Origin of the sequence: Shimia sp. NS0008-38b (genome assembly GCF_040370365.1) — a bacterium.
GTDB lineage: Bacteria > Pseudomonadota > Alphaproteobacteria > Rhodobacterales > Rhodobacteraceae > Shimia.
The window spans coordinates 136,157-156,898 of record NZ_BAABWQ010000001.1; the positions used below are offsets into that span (position 1 = coordinate 136,157).

16 protein-coding genes and 1 tRNA gene are annotated in these 20,742 nt (G+C 54.5%); 9 read left to right on the plus strand and 8 right to left on the minus strand.

Features of this window, described 5'->3' with window-relative positions:
- Nucleotides 1-81: 81 nt before the first annotated feature.
- Nucleotides 82-155: transfer RNA gene (locus ABWV47_RS00680), tRNA-Gly, on the minus strand.
- Nucleotides 156-280: 125 nt separating this feature from the next.
- Here ABWV47_RS00680 and ABWV47_RS00685 point away from each other — a divergent pair.
- Nucleotides 281-667, plus strand: coding sequence for an ankyrin repeat domain-containing protein (locus ABWV47_RS00685; RefSeq protein WP_353307908.1), 387 nt, complete (start codon nt 281-283; stop codon nt 665-667).
- Here ABWV47_RS00685 and ABWV47_RS00690 read toward each other — a convergent pair.
- On the minus strand, nt 664-2,706 hold the full coding sequence (locus ABWV47_RS00690) for an ASKHA domain-containing protein (protein ID WP_353307909.1): 2,043 nt from the start codon (nt 2,704-2,706) through the stop codon (nt 664-666). The two genes, ABWV47_RS00685 and ABWV47_RS00690, sit on opposite strands and share 4 nt — an antisense overlap.
- 274 nt (nt 2,707-2,980) lie before the next feature.
- Between ABWV47_RS00690 and guaB the strand changes: the two genes are divergently transcribed.
- Nucleotides 2,981-4,432 carry an IMP dehydrogenase gene (gene guaB, locus ABWV47_RS00695; protein ID WP_353307910.1) on the plus strand — a complete coding sequence of 484 codons (1,452 nt, stop codon included), beginning with the start codon at nt 2,981-2,983 and terminating at the stop codon, nt 4,430-4,432.
- Nucleotides 4,433-4,532: 100 nt separating this feature from the next.
- On the opposite strand, the gene ABWV47_RS00700 is transcribed toward guaB, so the two are convergent.
- Nucleotides 4,533-6,500 carry a methyl-accepting chemotaxis protein gene (locus ABWV47_RS00700; RefSeq protein WP_353307912.1) on the minus strand — a complete coding sequence of 656 codons (1,968 nt, stop codon included), beginning with the start codon at nt 6,498-6,500 and terminating at the stop codon, nt 4,533-4,535.
- A gap of 293 nt (nt 6,501-6,793) precedes the next feature.
- Here ABWV47_RS00700 and ABWV47_RS00705 point away from each other — a divergent pair, with 293 nt between their 5' ends.
- Nucleotides 6,794-7,942: an RsmB/NOP family class I SAM-dependent RNA methyltransferase gene (locus tag ABWV47_RS00705; protein WP_353307914.1), complete on the plus strand. Its 1,149-nt coding sequence runs from the start codon at nt 6,794-6,796 to the stop codon at nt 7,940-7,942.
- A 191-nt stretch (nt 7,943-8,133) separates the two neighbouring features.
- Nucleotides 8,134-10,347, plus strand: a complete 2,214-nt coding sequence (locus ABWV47_RS00710) for an ATP-binding protein (protein ID WP_502959683.1) — start codon at nt 8,134-8,136, stop codon at nt 10,345-10,347.
- Here the strand turns inward: ABWV47_RS00710 and ABWV47_RS00715 are convergent.
- Complete coding sequence (locus ABWV47_RS00715; RefSeq protein WP_353307916.1) at nt 10,344-10,943, minus strand: gamma-glutamyl kinase; 600 nt, start codon at nt 10,941-10,943, stop codon at nt 10,344-10,346. The two genes, ABWV47_RS00710 and ABWV47_RS00715, sit on opposite strands and share 4 nt — an antisense overlap.
- A 195-nt stretch (nt 10,944-11,138) precedes the next feature.
- Here ABWV47_RS00715 and recA point away from each other — a divergent pair, with 195 nt between their 5' ends.
- From recA to ABWV47_RS00740, 5 genes are all read left to right on the plus strand, one after another.
- Nucleotides 11,139-12,206 (plus strand): recombinase RecA, encoded by a 1,068-nt coding sequence (gene recA / locus ABWV47_RS00720; protein WP_353307917.1) that lies wholly within the window; start codon nt 11,139-11,141, stop codon nt 12,204-12,206.
- Nucleotides 12,203-12,757 carry a hypothetical protein gene (locus ABWV47_RS00725; RefSeq protein WP_502959672.1) on the plus strand — a complete coding sequence of 185 codons (555 nt, stop codon included), beginning with the start codon at nt 12,203-12,205 and terminating at the stop codon, nt 12,755-12,757. Before recA ends, ABWV47_RS00725 begins: the two co-directional genes overlap by 4 nt.
- 97 nt (nt 12,758-12,854) lie before the next feature.
- Complete coding sequence (gene alaS / locus ABWV47_RS00730; protein WP_353307918.1) at nt 12,855-15,527, plus strand: alanine--tRNA ligase; 2,673 nt, start codon at nt 12,855-12,857, stop codon at nt 15,525-15,527.
- Between the two features lie 78 nt (nt 15,528-15,605).
- Complete coding sequence (locus ABWV47_RS00735; RefSeq protein ID WP_353307919.1) at nt 15,606-15,893, plus strand: DUF1330 domain-containing protein; 288 nt, start codon at nt 15,606-15,608, stop codon at nt 15,891-15,893.
- Nucleotides 15,894-15,915: 22 nt separating this feature from the next.
- Entirely contained in the window at nt 15,916-16,698 is a 783-nt protein-coding gene (locus tag ABWV47_RS00740; RefSeq protein WP_353307920.1) for a class II glutamine amidotransferase, read from the plus strand.
- A 2-nt stretch (nt 16,699-16,700) separates the two neighbouring features.
- On the opposite strand, the gene ABWV47_RS00745 is transcribed toward ABWV47_RS00740, so the two are convergent.
- From ABWV47_RS00745 to ABWV47_RS00760, 4 genes are all read right to left on the minus strand, one after another.
- A complete protein-coding gene (locus ABWV47_RS00745; RefSeq protein ID WP_353307921.1) occupies nt 16,701-17,762 on the minus strand; it encodes a ligand-gated ion channel in 1,062 nt (353 codons plus the stop codon).
- Nucleotides 17,763-17,877: 115 nt separating this feature from the next.
- Entirely contained in the window at nt 17,878-19,698 is a 1,821-nt protein-coding gene (gene typA / locus ABWV47_RS00750; RefSeq protein WP_353307922.1) for a translational GTPase TypA, read from the minus strand.
- A gap of 69 nt (nt 19,699-19,767) precedes the next feature.
- Nucleotides 19,768-20,103, minus strand: a complete 336-nt coding sequence (locus ABWV47_RS00755; RefSeq protein WP_353307924.1) for a DMT family transporter — start codon at nt 20,101-20,103, stop codon at nt 19,768-19,770.
- 15 nt (nt 20,104-20,118) lie between these two features.
- Entirely contained in the window at nt 20,119-20,727 is a 609-nt protein-coding gene (locus ABWV47_RS00760) for a YitT family protein (protein ID WP_353307926.1), read from the minus strand.
- Nucleotides 20,728-20,742: the final 15 nt, after the last annotated feature.

A 20,742-nucleotide genomic window follows, 5' to 3' on the forward strand; every position in this document is an offset into this window, starting at 1 on the left:
CGTGCAGACATGCGCGGCGGTTCTTTTTGGTCTAAAGCTTTGGTGAGGCTGGGTCTTTGAGAAGATCATGCTGTGAGGTGGTGGAGCGGGTAGCGGGAATTGAACCCGCACCTTAAGCTTGGGAAGCTCGTATGATACCATTTCACCATACCCGCAACGTCGCTTTAGGTAGGGCAGCGGTACGGGAGGGTCAAGCAGGTTTTGCATCAACTGTGCCGTGAGGCACGCTCTATTGTGCGCGCTCTGATGGAGCGCAGAAGGTCAAAAAAGTGAGGCGCGGATGGCCCGTAGATCTAAGAAAAGAGAGACTTTGGATGACATATTGGCTTCCTGTTCTGAAACGCTTTTTCCGGCCGAGATGGGAGCTGCGCCTGTCCTTCTAAACAGTCAGAGCAGCGAAGGTGAGACACCTTTGCATGTGATGCTTCGGAGATCGAATTCCTTTGCTGCCCTGCAAATGATCGCGGCCGGAGCCGAAGTGAATGTCAAAGGCGACATGTCAGAGACGCCTCTGCATTTGGCTGTGCGTAAGGGGCACCTCGACGTTGCTGAAGCGCTTCTTAAGGCAGGCGCGGCGATAGATGTGGTTTCTGAGTTTGGTCAGACACCTAAAGGGCTTGCGCAGGATGCGGGCGGCGCAATGGCACGGCTGTTTGCACTTATCTAGCCGCGCCGGCGGCGTCGGCGGCCACCGGACGTACTACCATCGCCGCCACCGGTGTTAAAGCTGACATCCGGTAAATCCACCACGCCGCGCAAGATTGGGAAAGGATCCGCCGCGTTTGGCAGAGCGGAGGCGTTCACAAAATGCTCTTGGAAGCGTGGCTCCACAGCAGTTTCGATTTTCTCGATCTGGCGCACGAGGGCTTCAATTTGGCCACGAGCGGTTTTGTTAAGCAGCGCGATGCGCGCGCCGGTGCCTGCGGCGTTGCCTGCAGATGTGACCTTGTCGAGCGGGCAGTCGGGGATCATGCCAAGCACCATGGCGTGTTTGGCGGAGATATGTGCCCCAAAGGCCCCCGCAAGCACGACGCGATCCACCTGATCCACACCGCGTTTGTCCATCAGAAGGCGCGCGCCAGAGTATAGCGCGGCTTTGGCCATTTGAATGGCGCGGATGTCAGCATTGGTCACGGTAATCGGTTTCTGGTCCGCGTCACCTTCCCACAGGGTATAGGAGTTGGTGCGCCCGTCGAGGAAACAGCGGGTTGTGCCAGTTTGCTCAGCTGATCCGATGAGACCTGAGGCGTCTACCAGACCGGCAAGGCGCATCTCTGCAATCACCTCAATGATACCAGATCCGCAGATGCCGGTGATACCGCTGTCGGCCACTGCGGCGGCGAATCCTTCGTTATCTGACCACAGCTCGCATCCGATCACGCGGAAGCGCGGCTCCTTGGTGGTAGGGTCGATTTCTACGCGTTCGATGGCGCCGGGTGCGGCCCGTTGGCCTGCGCTGATTTGGGCACCCTCAAAGGCGGGGCCGGTGGGTGATGAGCATGCCAGAACGCCATTGGTGTCGCCGAGAAGGATTTCGGCGTTGGTGCCCACATCAACCACCAGAGCGAGGTCTTTGGATTTATCTGGGGCTTCAGAGAGCGCAACGCCAGCAGCATCCGCGCCCACATGGCCCGCAATGCAAGGCAGGAGATAGGCGCGGGTGCCGGGTGCAATAGAGAGGCCAAGATCGGTGGCGGGCAGGGACAGCGCATCCGACGTGGCCAACGCAAATGGGGCTTGGCCCAGTTCAAACGGGTCGATGCCCAGGAACAGGTGGTGCATCACTGGGTTCATGACAAACACAGCATCCAGAATATCGGTGGTCTCGATCTCGGCCTCTTTGGCGACATCCGCGACAAGCTGATCGAGGCCTTCTCGAACAGCGCTGGTCATTTCCTGATCGCCGCCGGGGTTCATCATCGCATAGCTGACCCGGCTCATGAGATCTTCGCCAAAGCGAATTTGTGGGTTCATGAGGCCAGAGGAGGCAACGACCTCGCCGGTGGCTAAATTGCACAGGTGACCAGCAATTGTGGTGGAGCCGAGGTCTACAGCAAGACCGTAAACTGGGGCATCATAGTAGCCGGGCCAGAGCGCGATAAGGCGCGGGTGGGCATCGGTGTGGTCGGTGTGAATGGCCGCAGTGACGGACCAATTTCCTTTGCGCAAAGTTGGCTGTAATGGGCGCAAAAGGTGTGTATCTACGCTGATTTTTGCATGCCCAGTGGCGGCCTTCAGGGCGGTCAAAAGCCGTTCCAGATCGCCAGAGGGCTTGTGCATGTCGGGCTCTTCGACCTCGACGTAACTGAGTTGCACGGTCGGGTTGAGCGTGATGTCTCGCACCTCAGCACGTTTGCGCACAACCTGCTTGTGAACTTGGCTTTCGGCAGGAACATCAATCACGATGTCGCCTTGCACGGTGGCCTGACAGCCCAGACGGCGACCTTTGGGAAGGCCACGTTTGTCGTCATAGCGCTGCTCAACCTTATTCCACTCAGATAGAGCATCTTCAGCCACCGTCACGCCATGCTTGGGGAACTCTCCGTATGAGGGGGTGATCTGACATTTTGAACAGATGCCGCGGCCACCACAGACAGAGTCCAAGTCGACGCCAAGTTGGCGTGCCGCTGTCAGGATTGGCGTGCCCACCGGAAAGTTGCCGCGTTTGCCGGAGGGGGTGAAGATCACAAGTGGGTTGCTGCTCATCAAGGGTCTCAGTTCTGTTGGCTTGGCTGCGAGCATAGCTGCCTATTTTTGCTGCAAAAGGCAAGGAGCGGCATTGACCGGTCAAAGCGCGCCATTTTTTTCGGACCGTGCGCCAAAACTGTGCATCAAACATGGACGCGAGACCCGCAATGAGGTGCTAAAATGCGCTGCACAAATGGTTGTACCGCGATTTGGCGGCGATTAGGGGTTTTCCACAGGCCAAGGTCGTGCGATAGCGACGTGCCAAATGATGACCCGCAATAGGAGATTTGCGATGGAGATTCGTGAGGCCCTCACTTTCGATGATGTACTACTTGTTCCAGCTGCGTCGGTGGTGCTGCCATCAACGGCGGACACGCGCACGCGGGTTACAAAATCCATCGATTTGAACATCCCTTTGCTGAGTTCCGCGATGGACACGGTCACCGAGAGCCGCATGGCAATTGCGATGGCGCAGGCCGGTGGAATGGGTGTGATCCACAAGAACCTCAACGCAGATCAGCAAGCACGTGAAGTACGTCGGGTGAAACGCTTTGAGAGTGGTATTGTTTACAACCCGGTCACTTTGACGCCCAACCAGACCTTGGCTGATGCCAAGGCCTTGATCGAGCGCTATCGCTTTACTGGTTTCCCAGTCGTGGACGAAAAAGGCCATGTGGTTGGGATCGTCACCAACCGCGACATGCGCTTTGCCCAGAGCGATGACACGCCAGTGCATGCGATGATGACCACCGCTGATTTGGCAATGCTGGCAGAGCCTGCGGATCTGGAAGAGGCCAAAAGCCTGATGCGTGCGCGGCGGATTGAAAAACTTCTCGTACATGACGGCAACGGCAAGCTGACTGGGCTGTTGACGTTGAAGGACACTGAACAGGCTGTTCTGAACCCTACAGCATGTAAGGATCACTTGGGACGTTTGCGGGTTGCGGCCGCGTCTTCTGTTGGTGACAGCGGGTTTGCGCGCTCAGAAATGCTGGTGGATGCTGGGGTGGACATCGTGGTCATTGACACGGCACACGGGCATTCTGCAGGGGTGATTGAGGCGGTGAAACGCGTGAAGGCTCAAAGCAATGCGGTGCAGGTGATTGCGGGCAACGTTGCCACGGGCGAAGCGACCAGAGCCTTGATCGATGCGGGAGCAGATGCGGTGAAAGTGGGGATTGGGCCTGGCTCGATCTGCACCACACGTATGGTGGCCGGTGTGGGTGTTCCTCAACTGACCGCGATTGATGACTGTGCGACTGCGGCGGGTGATGTGCCGGTGATCGCCGATGGCGGCATCAAGTTCTCTGGTGATTTTGCCAAGGCAATTGCTGCGGGCGCGTCCTGTGCCATGGTCGGGTCGATGATTGCAGGTACAGACGAGAGCCCGGGTGAGGTGATCTTGTATCAGGGGCGGTCCTACAAATCGTATCGGGGTATGGGCAGTCTTGGCGCCATGGCCCGTGGCTCGGCTGATCGGTATTTTCAGAAGGATGCCGCCAGTGACAAGCTGGTGCCGGAAGGCATCGAAGGGCAGGTCCCCTACAAAGGTCCAGCGGGCACAGTGATCCATCAGTTGGTTGGCGGTCTACGTGCCGCCATGGGCTACACCGGAAATGCAACGGTAGAAGAAATGCGCAAAAACTCAAAATTCGTGAAAATCACGGGCGCGGGCCTAAAAGAAAGCCATGTGCACGATGTGCAGATCACGCGGGAAGCGCCGAACTATCGCATTGGCGGTTAAGCACTTTGGGCGCGCGCCCTACTTTGATCGTTGACTAAAAAAAGAGGGCTGAACCTGCTGGTTCAGCCCTCTGTTGTTACTGTGGTTGTTTGGATGTAGATCAGAAATCGCTCCAGGTTTCCTCTGCTGCATTACCGTTGCTGGTGAACGAAGCAGCTTTGGGTGCTGGGGCACTGGCTTTCTTTTCTGATACGCGGTCTTCTTCCCAGTCATCGCCGGTCACTTGGGCCGGTTGCGGTTTGGCAGGCTGTGCGGATTTAGCCGGCTGTGCTGGTTTGGCTGGCTGCGCCGGTTTGGATGCGGTGTTGGCCGTAACCGGAGCGGCTTTCTTGCTGCCGTCGATGGTGAAGCGGTCCATCAAGCCAGCAAGGCTGGATGCATCGGACTTGAGTAGGTGCGTTGCGGCAGTGGCTTCCTCAACCATGGCGGCGTTTTTCTGGGTCACCTGATCAAGTTGCGTCACACCGGAGTTGATTTCACCAAGGCTCAGAGATTGCTCAGTTGCGCCTTCAGCAATGTTGGACACCATTTCCGAAATGTGCACCACACGCTCAACAATTTTGTTCAGAGCGTCACCGGTTTGGCCCACCAGAACCACACCACGTTCCACATGTTTGGAGGAGTCACTGATCAGAGTCTTGATTTCGTTGGCCGCTTCCGAAGAACTCTGAGCCAACTTACGAACCTCAGAGGCCACAACCGCAAACCCACGACCAGCGTCGCCTGCACGCGCGGCTTCAACACCAGCATTCAGCGCCAACAGGTTGGTCTGGAAGGCGATGTCGTCGATCACCGAGATGATCTGAGAAATGTGGCTGGAGCTCTGCTCAATTTCAGTCATCGCTGACACGGCGTTTTGCACGACTTCACCACTGGCCTCTGCCTCATGTTTGGCATCGTTCATGGTGCTTTCCACGTCACGTGCTCCATCTGCGGCGGATTTTACCGAGCGCGTCAGATCGTCAAGAGCTGCAGCAGTTTCCTCAAGTGTCGCCGCCTGGCCTTCGGTGCGCTGAGACAAATCGTCAGACGCTTGGCTGATTTCGCCGGCGCCGTTGCGGATGGACTGTGCTGAGTCAACAACATCGGTGATGGTCTGGCTTAGATTGTCCAGCGATGCGTTAAAGTCAGTGCGCAGTTTTTCGTAGTCAGACGGGAAGGCAGTTTCAATCTTTGCGGTCAAATTGCCCTTGGAAAGTGTAGACAAGTGATCGGAAAGCGTTTGAACCACTTCGTTCTGTGAAGCCGCCGCTGCCTTCTGGTTCTCTTCAAGCTCATGCTGTCGCACCATGGTGTCACGGAATACGTCCAGCGTACGGGCCATGTCACCCAATTCGTTTTGGGTGGAGATGAAAGGGATTTCTGAATCGGTGTCGTTCTCTGCGAGGCCGGCCATCCGTGCACGCAGCTTGTCCATTGGACCGGTCACGCTGCGGGTGATGAAGAAAGCTGCGACGCCGAGTGCCAAGAGAATGCCGCCTAGAACCATTATGGCTTTGTTGCGCACCAGCGCCATTTCGGCTTCGATATCTGCGACATATGCACCGGTGCCCACAATCCAATTCCAAGGCTCAAAGTGAAGCGCCATGCCAATTTTGGCCTCCGGAATTGTGCTGTCGGGTTTGTAGAAGTGATACACTAAGGTACCGCTTCCGTTTTCAACTGCGACCGCCTTCATCTCTTCAAAAATCCGAACGCCGTTTACGTCTTCGACTTCGATTTGGTTGTTGCCAATCCACTGAGGACGGTGCGGGTGGGCCTGCATGATGTAGTCAGTGTCAAATGCGAAGATATAGCCTGATGTGCCAAAGGAAATTGCTTCGAGCTGTTCGCGAGCAAGGCCCCGTGCTGTGTCTATATCAAGATCACCAGCTTGAACACGGTTGTCCAATGCGGTCAAAAGGCTGGCTGCAGACTCGGTGATTTCCAACAGACCTTTGTTGCGCAGGGTCTCGGCGGTATTGCGCATGTGGTTCTGTAGAAGTGCAGTCAGAAGTACAGCGAGCGCCAGAGCAACAAAGGCAAGGGCGCTGATCCGCGTGGAAATTTTGGTGAGGAAGGCGGGCATCGCAGGCGGTTCCTAGGTTTGTTTCGTTACCACCGCAGTATCTGAGACAGGTTTATGAAGTGTTAGGTGGTCCAGAGAATGTGCAATTTGGAGAGGTACTGCCGTAGATGTAGGTGAGCGACTCACCTTATGGATGAATTGAGTTCAAAGTGGTGCTCTTTAAATTGATTTTCAGCTCATACCTGTATGTGACGATGGGCCGAGATGAAGCATCGGCTGGTGAGCAGGTTTGTTATGTGCCTCCAGTCAGTGTATTTGCAGTTTCGGAAAGAGCAGACAAATAGGAGAGTCGCATGACTCCTGCGGCGCGCGTTCAGGCATCGATAGAAATTTTGGACCGAATCCTGGACGGGACACCGGCGGAAAAAGCCTTAACAGGATGGGCGCGTAGCAGTCGTTTCGCAGGGTCCAAGGATCGCGCTGCAATTCGCGATCATGTGTTTGATGCCCTGCGCCAATGGAATTCCGCGGCCGCACTTGGAGGTGCATCAACGGGTCGAGCCTTGATGATAGGCTTACTCCGGCTACAAAATGTCGGGTTGGCTGACGTGTTTTCCGGTGCGACCTATGCGCCAGCGACCTTAATTGAGGGCGAAGACACAGTTGAGGTAAGTCAATTGCCGCACGATGTTCCCGCGTGGGTTCTGGAAAAATTAGAAGCAAGCCTTGGGGCTAAAACTGAGCAGACTCTGCGCGATCTTAGGCAGCGCGCACCAATCACTCTGCGGGTGAATTTATCCAAGCTGTCTCGGACGGAGGCGCAACGCCAGCTGATGGCGGACGGGATCGAAACAGAGATGATGGACTTGGCCAACGGCGCGCTCTGCGTGACGGCAGGGGCGCGGCGTATCCGTCAGTCTGCATTGTATTTAGATGGTGTCATCGAGCTACAGGATGCGGCCAGTCAGGCCATGGTGGAAGCCTTGCCGATATCGGAGGGCATGAAGATTCTCGACTATTGCGCAGGTGGCGGCGGGAAGACTTTGGCCATGGCTGGGCACGTGGACGGGCGTTTTTTTGCTTATGACATAGCTCCCCATCGGATGGTTGATCTGCCAGCTCGTGCAGAACGTGCTGGGGTCCAAGTGACGCTCACAGATGCACCTGTGGACAGTGCTCCATACGACTTGGTGTTGTGCGACGCGCCATGTTCTGGCAGCGGTACATGGCGACGTACGCCGGACGCAAAATGGCGATTTACCCCTGAGCGGTTGGGCGAACTCATTGAAACACAGGCCGAAATTTTGACCACTGCGAAAAACCTTGTCGCTACGGGTGGCGCGTTGGCCTATGCGACGTGCTCATTTCTAAAGGAAGAGAACATGGATCAAATCCAGGCCTTTCTTTCAAGGCACAAGGATTGGACGCTAGAGTGGAGCCATCAATATGGGTTCGAAGAAGGCGGAGACGGCTTTTTTGGCGCTGTCTTGCGAAAATCATAAAGAAAACAGGATTTTCTTCAGTCTTCGTTAATGTGGGATTAAGATAAATCTACATAAATTGACGAAGACGAGGAAATAAAGGTGCTGACGTGACCACACTCATTGAGTCAACCGAAGCCAAACGGCCAATGCCCCGGTCCTTCGCAGCCCCAGCCCACCATGCTGGAATTTTGGCCGCCGCCGCTTTGGCAATGGCGGGAACAGCTTATGTGCTCGAAGGTGGTGTTATGCGCGTGGCTATGCTGCTGGCAAGTGGGCTGTTAGGGGGGGCGTGTGGCGCGACGATCCTGATTTCACTGCGTAAGAAATCTGCGCAATTGGGGGTCATTGACCTGCTGGACCGTCTAAATGGCTCATCTACTGATCGTATCTATGCCACCGACACTGCGGCGCAACTGTTCTATTCCAACAAAGCGGCAAGCGAGGTCGGGGACGATCGCCATTCCTCGATGATGGATGTTTTGTCTGGTCAAGTGCTCGACGCTGAAACCAAAGTGAAGGATGCTATAAGTGCATGCCTGAAGAATGGTGAATTTCAGCGAGAACTCGTACTCCGTGACAACACCTTGACGCTGAGCGTGCAGGCACTGGAGGCAGGCGTTCTGGTGTGGCAGTTGCGCAAAGTGCATACGGTGCCAGAGACGCAAACCGGCGCTGCACCTCGGCTTCCGATGCTCACAGCTGGGCGTTCGGGCACCATTTTGTTCATGAATGCAGCGGCACGTCAGTTGTTAGGCGAACGCAAAAAGACGTTGGCAGATGTGTTTGGCACCGACGTGCAGAACCCGCGCGATGCAAATGTTGTTCACACATCAAATGGCGATCAGCAATGTTTGGTTGCCGAATTTGAGGCCTCGGCCGGGCGGCGAGAGGTTTATCTTTTGCCGACTGAGACGCCGGTGGTGCGCGAAGGTGCTGTGCAGTTTGATGAGCTTCCTGTGGCCTTGCTGAAACTGGAGTCGGAAGGTCGGATCGTTTTGGCCAACCGCGCAGCACGCGGATTGCTGAAGCTGGAGATCACTCCGCAAACTGTGATGAGCGATTTGATGGAAGGACTGGGCCGATCCATTCGGGACTGGCTCGTAGAGGTTGCGCTAGGAAAAACAGCGAATCACAGCGAGTTTTTACGCCTTAAACGGGAAGACAAAGAAGTCATCGTTCAGGTGAGTTTGAATCGCGTCGTTGAAGGTGGTGTCAGTTCGTTGATCGCGGTTCTGAGTGATGCGACTGAATTGAAGTCACTCGAAGCGCAGTTCGTGCAGAGCCAGAAGATGCAGGCAATCGGGCAGCTTGCGGGCGGGGTTGCGCATGATTTTAACAATCTTTTGACAGCGATTTCAGGTCACTGTGATCTATTGTTGTTGCGGCATGACCAAGGCGATGCGGATTACGCAGATCTTATTCAGATCAACCAAAACGCCAATCGCGCCGCGGCTCTTGTTGGCCAGCTCTTGGCGTTTTCGCGCAAACAAAACCTGCGGCCTGAAGTGCTTGATCTCCGCAATACCTTGGCGGATCTGACTCACCTCCTCAATCGGTTGGTGGGCGAGCGCGTGACGCTTTCGTTGAACAATGACCCGGTTTTGCCCGCGATTCGTGCGGACAAGCGGCAGTTGGAACAGGTGTTGATGAACCTGGTTGTGAACGCGCGTGACGCTATGCCTGATGGCGGAGAGATTAAAGTCGTTACCCAAGGTGTTGAACTTGAAGAGGCATTGGAGCGGGATCGTGTTGTGGTTCCAGTCGGAAAATATGTTTCGGTCTCCGTCGGAGACGAGGGCATCGGAATCGCTCCGGACAAGCTTCAGAAAGTGTTTGAGCCGTTTTTCACGACAAAACGCACTGGTGAGGGCACCGGACTTGGGCTGAGCACAGCGTACGGAATCGTCAAGCAAACTGGTGGATATATCTTTGTGGACAGCGCCGAAGGCGTCGGTACAACATTTACTTTGATGTTTCCGGCGCATGGGCCCGCGGAGGAATTTGTCGCCGAACTGGATATGTCTTTGCGCCCAGATCTCCCTGTCGTGGAACATAGCGGGGTGGTGTTGCTGGTGGAAGACGAGGCCCCAGTGCGGTCATTTGCAACTCGCGCGCTAAAGATGCGTGGCTTTACCGTGCTTGAAGCGGCGTCGGGTGAAGAAGCATTGGAGCTTCTTGCGACAGATAAGCCAAACGTTGATGTGTTTGTCAGCGATGTGATCATGCCTGGCATCGATGGCCCCGGTTGGGTCCGTCAGGCACGCAGCGCCTATCCGGATGTTCCGGTGATCTTTGTGTCTGGCTATGCGGAAGACAGCTTCTCTGATGATCAGGCGCGGATTGAGAATTCCAGCTTTCTGCCCAAACCGTTCTCGCTTGGTGATCTGACGGAAGCGGTTCAAGCGCGGATCAGCGTCAGTTAAACAAGGCTTTCGTAGAGCTCAAATTCCGCGGCATGTTTCCGGCGCAGTTTGGCCAGTGTTGGTGCTGGTAGGTCTAGTTGCATGTCCGGTGACGTGTTTCGGCGCTCCAATGTAATTTTGTGCTGTAGCCGTGTTTCAAGAAAGGCCAGCAGCTTCGGCTGATCCTCATATCGAAACAAATGGTCAACTTTCACACCGTTGGGGCGCGGCTCCAGAAATTTCGCTTGGCTGCCGACATTTGCGAAGGGCGCCTTTTTGTCGCCTTTCATGTACTCTTGGACAAAGTCTTCAAAGCTTACATCGCGGGTGGAGTTGGGATGACCCTGCATAAAGTCGCGGCGTCTGTACCTGTACCAACTGGCAAGCCAGCTGACCGGTTCGCGCATGACTGCCAGCAGTTCCATGTCTTCTACCCCACAAGCGCGCTCAAACATGGGGCGAAAAAAACGGTTATAGCGGTAGACTGGCGCGTGTTTGAGTTCTGGGGGATTCGAAATCACCATGTCCGCTTTAGAAGCCAAAGCTGCCTCTATCGCGGTGGTTCCTGTCTTGGGAACCGATAGGAACACCAGTTTTTTGCTCCAGAAAACAAGCATATGCGCGACCTCGTTCGAGTTTGACTAAATTTGCTCTTTGTCCGTAAACTACTTGTTAACCTTGGAGGGCGGAAGATGTTCCTATTATTTTCTATTGATTTGTTCTCCTTTTGATCTCATAAAGTTGAAGAACAAGAGGTGAACGCAGGCAGCGATTGCCGCCCGTGCGCGGGTATGGAATAAGGAACCAAGCAAATGGCAACGGCAGATCTTTTGACAATGACCTCCAAAAAAACCCCTGACAAACAGAAAGCGCTTGATAGCGCGCTGGCACAAATCGAGCGGCAGTTCGGCAAAGGCTCGATTATGAAGCTGGGTGCGGACAATCCAGCACAGGAAATCGAATCCACCTCGACTGGGTCTCTGAGCCTGGATATCGCGCTGGGTATCGGTGGGCTCCCTAAGGGCCGCATAATCGAGATCTACGGGCCAGAAAGCTCTGGTAAGACAACGCTCACGCTGCACTGTATTGCAGAAGAGCAAAAGAAAGGCGGCGTTTGTGCCTTTGTGGATGCGGAGCACGCGCTTGATCCACAATATGCAAAAAAGCTGGGCGTGAACCTTGATGAGCTGTTGATTTCGCAGCCTGACACGGGGGAGCAAGCGCTTGAGATCACGGACACGCTGGTCCGGTCAGGGGCTGTGAACATGGTCGTGGTAGATTCGGTTGCAGCACTGACGCCGAAATCTGAACTTGAAGGCGACATGGGAGACAGCAGTGTCGGCGTTCAGGCCCGCTTGATGAGTCAGGCGATGCGCAAGCTCACTGGGTCGATTTCACGATCCAACTGTATGGTGATTTTCATCAACCAAATCCGGATGAAAATTGGTGTGATGTTTGGTTCACCTGAGACGACCACAGGCGGCAACGCACTTAAATTCTATAGCTCTGTGCGTTTGGACATCCGGCGTATTGGTGCCTTGAAAGACCGCGATGAAGTGGTTGGTAACGCAACCCGCGTGAAAGTGGTCAAGAATAAGGTTGCACCACCATTCAAGCAGGTTGAATTTGACATCATGTATGGTGAGGGCATCTCTAAGATGGGCGAATTGCTTGATCTGGGGGTGAAGGCTGGCGTGGTGGAGAAATCCGGCAGCTGGTTTAGCTATGGGGATGAGCGGATCGGGCAAGGGCGTGAAAATGCGAAGACTTTCCTGAAAGAAAACTCCCGTATGGCCTATGAAATCGAGGACAAGATCCGTGCGGCGCATGGGCTGGACTTTGATATGCCACCGGGTGACGAGGAGCTCTTGGAAGAGTGACACCATCTTATGATGATTTGATGCGGGCTTTGCCGCATGTTTTGGCCGCTCCCAAAGACGGGGCGGCCATTTCGCATTTGTGCCTTCGGCCTCAGCGCAATGAGCGGCGGTTTGTGGAAAAGATCACGCTTACCAAAGAACACGGTATTCCGGGAGAGCGGTGGGCGACGCAGCCTTGGTTGCGAGATGCAGCTGGGGACGCACATCCGGGCATTCAGGTCTGTGTAATTCCAACACGAGTTTTGGATTTGGTTTGGTCTCCCGATGCAGATGCAGTGCATCCTGGTGATACCTTTGCTGCGGATTTGGACATGAGCGAAGACAACCTGCCAACCGGTCAGCTTTTGGCTGTTGGTACGGCGGTCCTGCGGGTGTCTGACGTATTCAACGATGGCTGTGTCAAATGGAAAGCCCGGTATGGCCGTGATGTCTATGATTGGGTGCGCGCGCCGGAACATCGTACATACCGGCTGCGCAGTATTTTGTGCAGCATCGAGCAGGATGGGGTTGTTTGTACCGGTGACGTGATGCGTAAAGTCCCGGACGTCTGAGTCCAGATGGACGAAGAAGCCTTTGACATGTGGACAGGCGGGCGCGGGGGTTATACACCCGTTTCGATATCGAAACTCACGCCACGAGAGCCAACCCATGCCCAGCTTGAACGACATCCGGTCGACCTTTCTGAACTACTTTGAAAAGCAAGGCCATGAGGTGGTTGCCTCAAGTCCTCTGGTGCCGCGCAACGACCCGACGTTGATGTTTGTCAACTCGGGAATGGTGCAATTTAAAAACCTGTTCACCGGTGTGGAAAAGCGGGACTATCAGCGCGCGACGACATCTCAGAAGTGTGTGCGCGCAGGTGGGAAGCACAACGACCTGGACAATGTGGGTTACACCGCACGTCACCACACGTTTTTTGAGATGCTTGGTAACTTCTCCTTTGGCAACTACTTCAAAGAAGAGGCAATTCCGTTTGCGTGGCATTTGATCACCAAGGAATTTGGGATTGATCCCAACCGGTTGTATGTCACCGTCTATCACACGGATGACGAAGCATATGACATCTGGAAAAAGATTGGCGTTCCTGAGGAACGGATCATTCGCATCGCAACGTCGGACAATTTCTGGCAGATGGGCCCGACGGGGCCTTGTGGTCCATGCACCGAGATTTTCTACGATCACGGCGAGCATATCTGGGGTGGCCCTCCCGGTTCGCCTGAGGAAGATGGCGACCGGTTCATTGAGATCTGGAATGTGGTTTTCATGCAGAACGAGCAGTTCGAAGACGGCTCGATGAAAGCGCTGGACATGCAGTCGATCGACACTGGCATGGGGCTGGAGCGGATCGGTGCGTTGCTGCAGGGGTCTCACGATAACTACGACACGGATTTGTTTAAGGCGCTGATCGAGGCGTCAGCGAATGTGACATCAACCGACCCATATGGCGATCAGAACGTGCACCACCGGGTGATTGCCGACCATTTGCGGTCCACGTCGTTCCTGATGGCAGATGGCGTGATGCCGTCCAATGACGGTCGCGGTTATGTGCTGCGTCGGATCATGCGCCGGGCCATGCGCCATGCTCATCTGCTCGGCGCAAAAGACCCTGTGATGCATCAGCTGGTGCCATCCTTGGTGACTCAGATGGGCCAAGCCTATCCGGAGTTGGGCCAAGCTCAGGCGTTGATCGAAGAGACGCTGAAGCAGGAAGAGACCAAGTTTAAAGCGACTTTGGATCGTGGTTTGAAGCTGCTTGACGAAGAATTGGGTGGTTTGGAGCAGGGCGCACCGTTGTCCGGTGAGGCTGCGTTCAAGCTTTATGACACCTTTGGGTTCCCGCTTGATTTGACGCAGGATGCGCTGCGCGAGAAGGGGCGTGAGGTTGACACTGATGGCTTCGATGCTGCGATGGCAGAGCAGAAAGCCAAAGCGCGTGCTGCTCATAAGGGGTCAGGTGACACGGCAGAAAACGGCGCGTGGTTTGATGTCGTTGATGAAACTGGTGTTTCGGAGTTTCTTGGCTACGACACTGAGGTCGCCGAAGGTCAGGTACAAGCGATCATGAAGGACAGCGCGTTGGTTGATGCGTTGACGGATGGCGAAGAGGGCTGGCTGGTGATGAACCAGACGCCGTTTTACGCCGAAAGCGGTGGTCAAGTGGCTGACCATGGTTTGGTTGAGCGTTTGGAAAATCGCGACGAGATGGCCCATGTCACGGATGTGCAGAAGTTTGCAGATGGCAAACTGATCGCGCACAAAGTCAAGGTCGCTCGCGGTAAGATTTCCAAGGGGGATCCAGTTGTGATGATCGTTGATCATGGCCGCCGGACTTCAATCCGAGCCAACCATTCGGCAACGCACCTATTGCATGAAGCCTTGCGTGAGGCGCTTGGTGATCATGTGGCACAGCGCGGATCCTTGAATGCGGATGATCGCCTGAGGTTTGATTTTAGCCACAATAAAGCTTTGAGCGCAGACGAGTTGATGCAGGTTGGCTTGGATGTAAACGCGTATATTCGTCAAAATACCTCTGTTGAAACACGGATTATGACACCCGATGATGCGCGCGGAATTGGCGCGCAGGCCCTGTTTGGGGAAAAATACGGCGACGAAGTGCGTGTGGTTTCCATGGGCCGCGCCAACACCGGCAAAGGCCATAACGGCGACACCTATTCGCTTGAACTTTGCGGAGGCACACATGTCAAACAGACCGGGGATATTGGTGTGTTTGTGCTTTTGTCTGATAGCGCATCTTCAGCGGGTGTCCGACGGATCGAAGCTTTGACTGGTGAGGTGGCGTTTGCTCATCTGGAGCGCGAGGCCAAACGTGTGGCCGAGGTGGCTGGCACCCTCAAAGCGCAGCCTGCTGAGATTGTGGACCGCGTGAAAGCTCTCTTGGATGAGCGCAAGGCTTTGCAAAATGAGGTTGCAACTTTGCGCCGTGAGTTGGCGATGTCTGGCGGTGCAGGGCAGGGCGCAGGCCCTGAGGTAAAAGAGATCAACGGCGTGAAATTCTTTGCGCAGGTGTTGTCTGGCGTGTCTGGTAAAGACCTTCCTCCATTGATTGATGAACACAAAGCGCGGCTTGAGAGCGGCGCGGTTCTTCTGATTGCAGATACTGATGGCAAAGTGGCTGTGGCTGCGGGCGTGACAGATGATCTAAAGGGCGCTCTGAGCGCGGTTGATCTTGTACGTGCGGCGGTTGTCCCATTGGGTGGTAAAGGGGGCGGCGGCCGACCTGATATGGCGCAGGGTGGTGCAAAAGATTCTGCTAATGCAGATGAGGCATTTGCGGCGGCGGAGGCGGTGATTGCAAGCTGACCAACTGGTCAGAATTCGCTTGGCCTGCCTCGCCAAATGCATAGACTGCCAGGCAGCACAACAGAATTGGAGACCCAGATGGGCGCACTTTGGATTGCACATGTGACCGTGACCGACGCGGACGCTTACGGAAAATACGCAGAGCTGGCTGGTCCGGCGATTGCCAAACATGGTGGCGAGTTTGTTGCGCGTGGTGGTCGATTTGTGCAGCTGGAAGGCAAAGAGCGGCCACGGAATGTTGTGGCGAAGTTTCCAGATGTCGATACCGCCGTTGCCTGTTACAACAGCCCGGAATACCAAGAAGCGCTGAATCATGCCCGAGGGGCAAGTGAACGCGAACTGATGGTGGTCGAAACCACCGATTGAGACCACAAAGGAGTGACGCCGCATGTGTCGTTGGGCCGCCTATATTGGGGCACCTTGTTATCTTGAAGACGTCGTGACGCGGCCAGATCACTCTCTGATCCAGCAAAGCATCCAAGCAACTGAATGTAAGACCCAGACCAACGGCGATGGCGTTGGTCTGGCATGGTATGGTGGCAAGTCTGAGCCGGGCTTGTATCGTGATACCCACCCAGCGTGGTCTGACCCCAATTTGCGTTCAATCACGGCGCAGGTGAAATCTGGGCTGTTTCTGGCACACGTTCGGGCTTCGACCGGCACCGCCACAAGTCGCAACAATTGTCACCCATTTGCGGTCGGGAAATGGTCGTTCATGCACAACGGGCAAGTCGGTGGATTTGAGACGTTCCGGCGGCGAGCGGATATGTTGATTCCTGACGAGCTCTACCAAGAACGTAAAGGCGCCACGGACAGCGAAGTGCTGTTTTTGTTGGGGCTTACCGAAGGGTTGAATGACAATCCCAAAGAAGCGATGCAAATTGCGGTTGGCATTTTGGAACGTATGAGCCGAGATCGTGGTACAACTCCGCATATGCGGTTGGGTGCGGCGTTCTCGGATGGTGAAACGCTATATGCCGTCCGCTACGCTTCTGATGAACGTGCGCCGACAGTCTATCACCGTGCCAGCGATACGCGACACGGTCGCGCAGTTGTAAGTGAGCCATTGGTGGAAGCGGAAGACGGTTGGGAGGAGATTCCACCCAACTCGTTTTGTCGGTTCCAGCAAGATGGAAGTTACGAAATTGAGCCGTTTAATGCGCTTTCGTAACGCTATATCAGAAAGAACTTAACCGCCCAAAACAAGAACGCGGCGTGCAGGATTGGGAAAATCCAAATGACCAGATAGCTGTCAATTTTACGGGCTAGATCTTCTCGCCCAGAAGTTTTCATGCGTCTGAGTGCAATGTTGACCAAGACTGTAGATCCGGTGATCAAGAACATACCTGCAAGCAGTGAGTCCATAAAAGTGAGATAGCCGAGTTTTGGCAGCATGGTAGATATGGCAAAATTGAAGGCAACAAAGACCAATAAGTTGGCTGACGCCATGTCGATCCTTCGGCGGTATTCCGACAGAAAGAACGTGGCCCAAGTGACCGACAGGATAATCAACAACGGCAGCAAAATTCGCAAAGCGTAATATTGGATGTGCCGTTTGCCTTCAAAACGAAGCGCCACCATGGACGTGCCTTGCTGTCCTATGCCGGGCACAACGGACGCAGAAATGCTGTCATTGCTTAGGATCCACTCTTCTTCGCCGAGCAGATCGCCCATCCCGCTTTTCTCCTCGAGCGGATAGAATTCGACAAATTCGTTGGGAAGCAGGGACGACACCTCAACAAAGAACACTTGCGTGTCAAAGGGGTAGCGTTTGAAGTTGAAATGAGGCGCTTGAAACGTAGCAGAAAAGCGTTCCGCGTAGGTTATGCGCCCGGTGTCTTCGACCAAAACCGATGTTTGTTGGGTGAAGCGACGCCCTTGTTGGTTTCGGAAAATGAAAAACGGTGCAAGCACGCCCTCATCCTCCAAAATCTGTCGAAAACCTTCAAGGCTGTATGTTTTGAACGTTGAGCCATGTTCTTCGGCGTCAAAGGCAAAGGCAGAGTAGTCGACCTGTAGAAAGAGCGTGCCGACCACACCGAAGTTTTCTGCTTGCTGATCCACAGAGGTGATCTGATCGATTTGTATCCCTACACCGACTTTTTGTGAATCTCTTTCAGGTTTGATGAAATCGGTTTGAGAGTATCCCCCGAACCCTTCGATTTGGGCGTGGGCTACCGTGGAGATGAGCAGCAACAGCGCCGCAGCGACGAACGCAATTTGTTTGGTGAACATGACGTTTGAAAAATCCGTGCAAAATACTCTAGGCATATTGTTCGGATAGAATGGCCGCGTACTCAAGCCTTAGTTCAAAGAGAAACGCCGGAGCATTGCCCCGGCGCTTGAATTCTTAGCCAATCTGCTTGGACATCCGCTTACGCTCATGCGGATCAAGGTAGCGTTTGCGCAGGCGCACATTGCTTGGCGTGACCTCAACCAACTCGTCGTCGTTGATGTAGGCAATGGCCTCTTCCAACGACAGGGTTGTTGGTGTGGTCAAACGTACAGCTTCGTCGGTACCGGACGCGCGCACGTTGGTCAGTTTCTTACCCTTCAGTGGGTTCACTTCCAGATCATTTTCACGGCTGTGCTCACCAATGATCATACCGGTGTAGACGTCCGCCTGTGCGCCAATCATCATCTTGCCGCGATCCTCGAGGTTCCAAAGCGCAAATGCGACTGAGGAGCCATTTTCCATGGAGATCAGGACGCCGGCGCGGCGGCCTGCAATGGCGCCTTTGTAGGGTGCCCAGCCATGGAAAACGCGGTTCAGAACACCAGTACCGCGGGTGTCCGTGAGGAATTCACCGTGATACCCAATCAGGCCACGTGATGGAACATGCGCGATGATCCGGGTTTTACCAGCACCGGCAGGGCGCATCTCAACCAATTCACCTTTGCGCGAACCGGTGAGCTTTTCGATCACAGCGCCTGAATACTCGTCATCCACGTCGATGGTGGCTTCTTCGATGGGCTCAACCTTTTGACCGTTTTCCTCGCGCATAATCACTTGCGGGCGCGAAATTGACAGCTCAAAGCCTTCGCGGCGCATGTTTTCAATCAGCACACCCATCTGAAGTTCGCCACGGCCAGAAACTTCGAAGGCTTCGCCACCGGGTGTGTCCGCGATTTTGATCGCTACGTTGGATTCTGCTTCTTTCATCAAACGGTCGCGGATAACGCGTGATTGAACTTTCTTGCCGTCGCGCCCAGCGAGAGGACTGTCGTTGATACCAAAGGTAACCGTGATGGTGGGCGGATCGATCGGCTGCGCTTCAAGCGGATCATCAACGGCCAACGCACAGATTGTGTCCGCCACGGTGGCTTTGGCCATGCCTGCGATAGATACGATGTCACCAGCCTGAGCTTCTTCGATGTCTTGTTGAGCCAGCCCACGGAACGCTTGAATTTTTGTGACGCGGAATTGTTCGATTTTCTGGCCGATACGGGTCAGAGCTTGAACGGTGGCACCAACACGCAGCGTGCCGGATTCAACGCGACCTGTTAGGATACGGCCGACAAAGGGGTCGGAACCAAGTGTGGTCGCCAACATGCGGAAGTCGTCTTCTTGTTTGTGTACCTGTTTAGGCTCAGGCACGTGGTTCACAATCAAGTTGAACAATGCATGCAAGTCTTTGCGTGGACCATCCAGATCAGCATCTGCCCAACCGTTGCGGCCTGATGCGTACATGTGTGGGAAATCGAGTTGATCGTCATTGGCATCCAGTGATGCAAAGAGATCAAAACACTCGTCCAGCGCACGGTCCGGCTCGGCGTCAGGTTTGTCGACCTTGTTCAGTACCACAATAGGGCGCAGTCCGAGCGCAAGCGCTTTGGAGGTCACAAATTTGGTTTGAGGCATTGGGCCTTCGGCTGCGTCTACAAGCAATACAACGCCGTCAACCATACTCAAAATGCGTTCGACTTCACCACCAAAGTCGGCGTGGCCAGGAGTGTCCACGATATTGATACGCGTGCCTTTCCATTCGACCGAAGTCGGCTTGGCAAAGATTGTGATGCCGCGCTCACGCTCAAGTGCGTCGCTGTCCATGGCGCGTTCAGCCACTTCCTGATTTTCACGGAATGCGCCCGACTGTTTCAGCAGCTCGTCCACGAGCGTGGTTTTACCGTGGTCAACGTGGGCGATGATGGCGATGTTGCGAAGATCCATAAGGGCAGCCTTTCATGTTCGCGCTCGCCCTATCGCGGGTCGCAGCAAAAGGCCAGCCCTTTATCTGTCTTAATGCACAGCGGTCTTAGAAAACAGGTTAATCACGAGGATTCCGGCAACAATCAGACCCATGCCCAGAATGGCAGCGAGATCGAGTTTCTGTCCAAAGGCAAAATAGGCAATGATCGAGATCGAAATGATCCCTAGGCCAGACCAAACTGCGTAAGTGATGCCAACAGGAAGAAACTTGAGGGTCAATGCCATCAAATAAAACGCGAGGCCATAGCCGACGACCACGATGATGGACGGAATGGGTTTGGTAAACTGTTGGCTTGCTTGCAGCGCCGCCGTACCAATCGTTTCAAACAGGACGGCGAACATGAGTATCAGATAAGCTTTGGGCATGGGCGTCCTGACGGGTCACTGGGCGACGTAGCGGTCTCGCCGATGGTTGGTTGCAATCATGATATTCGCAATTGCTGCGCCAATCAGCGAGAAGATCACCGCTTCGACGTCAAAAAACGACACCGCCAACGCAAAGACAAGCACATCAAACCCCAGTTGCACGTATCCAGCTTTAATTCCTTTGGCGTCCTGAAGCCATACGGCTACGATGCCGACCCCACCCAATGTGGCGCCATGTCGGAACAAAACGATCAGACCCGTACCGGATGTGACGCCCGCCAAAATCGCAGCGGTTAATGTGTCAGGCTCTTGAAAGCTGATCAATCCAGGAAGGAGCGCTGTCCAGATACTTAGAAAGGCTACTGAGACAAATGTTTTGACTGTAAACCACCATCCCATTCGGTAATAGGCAACCAGATAGAATGGCAGGTTGAACAGGAAGAATAGTGTCGCAAAAGACAGGCCGGTTGCCCGGCTTGCGACCAAGGAAAGCCCCGCTATTTGTCCCGTAAAAAGCCCGCTAATTTGCAAGAATTGGACCGCAAGGGCGACCAGTAGCGTTCCAACAAGAATGCCTTGGGCATCTTCCAATATATTATGTTGCTGCGAAGTTTCGTGTTTCACAAGTCTAAATCCAGT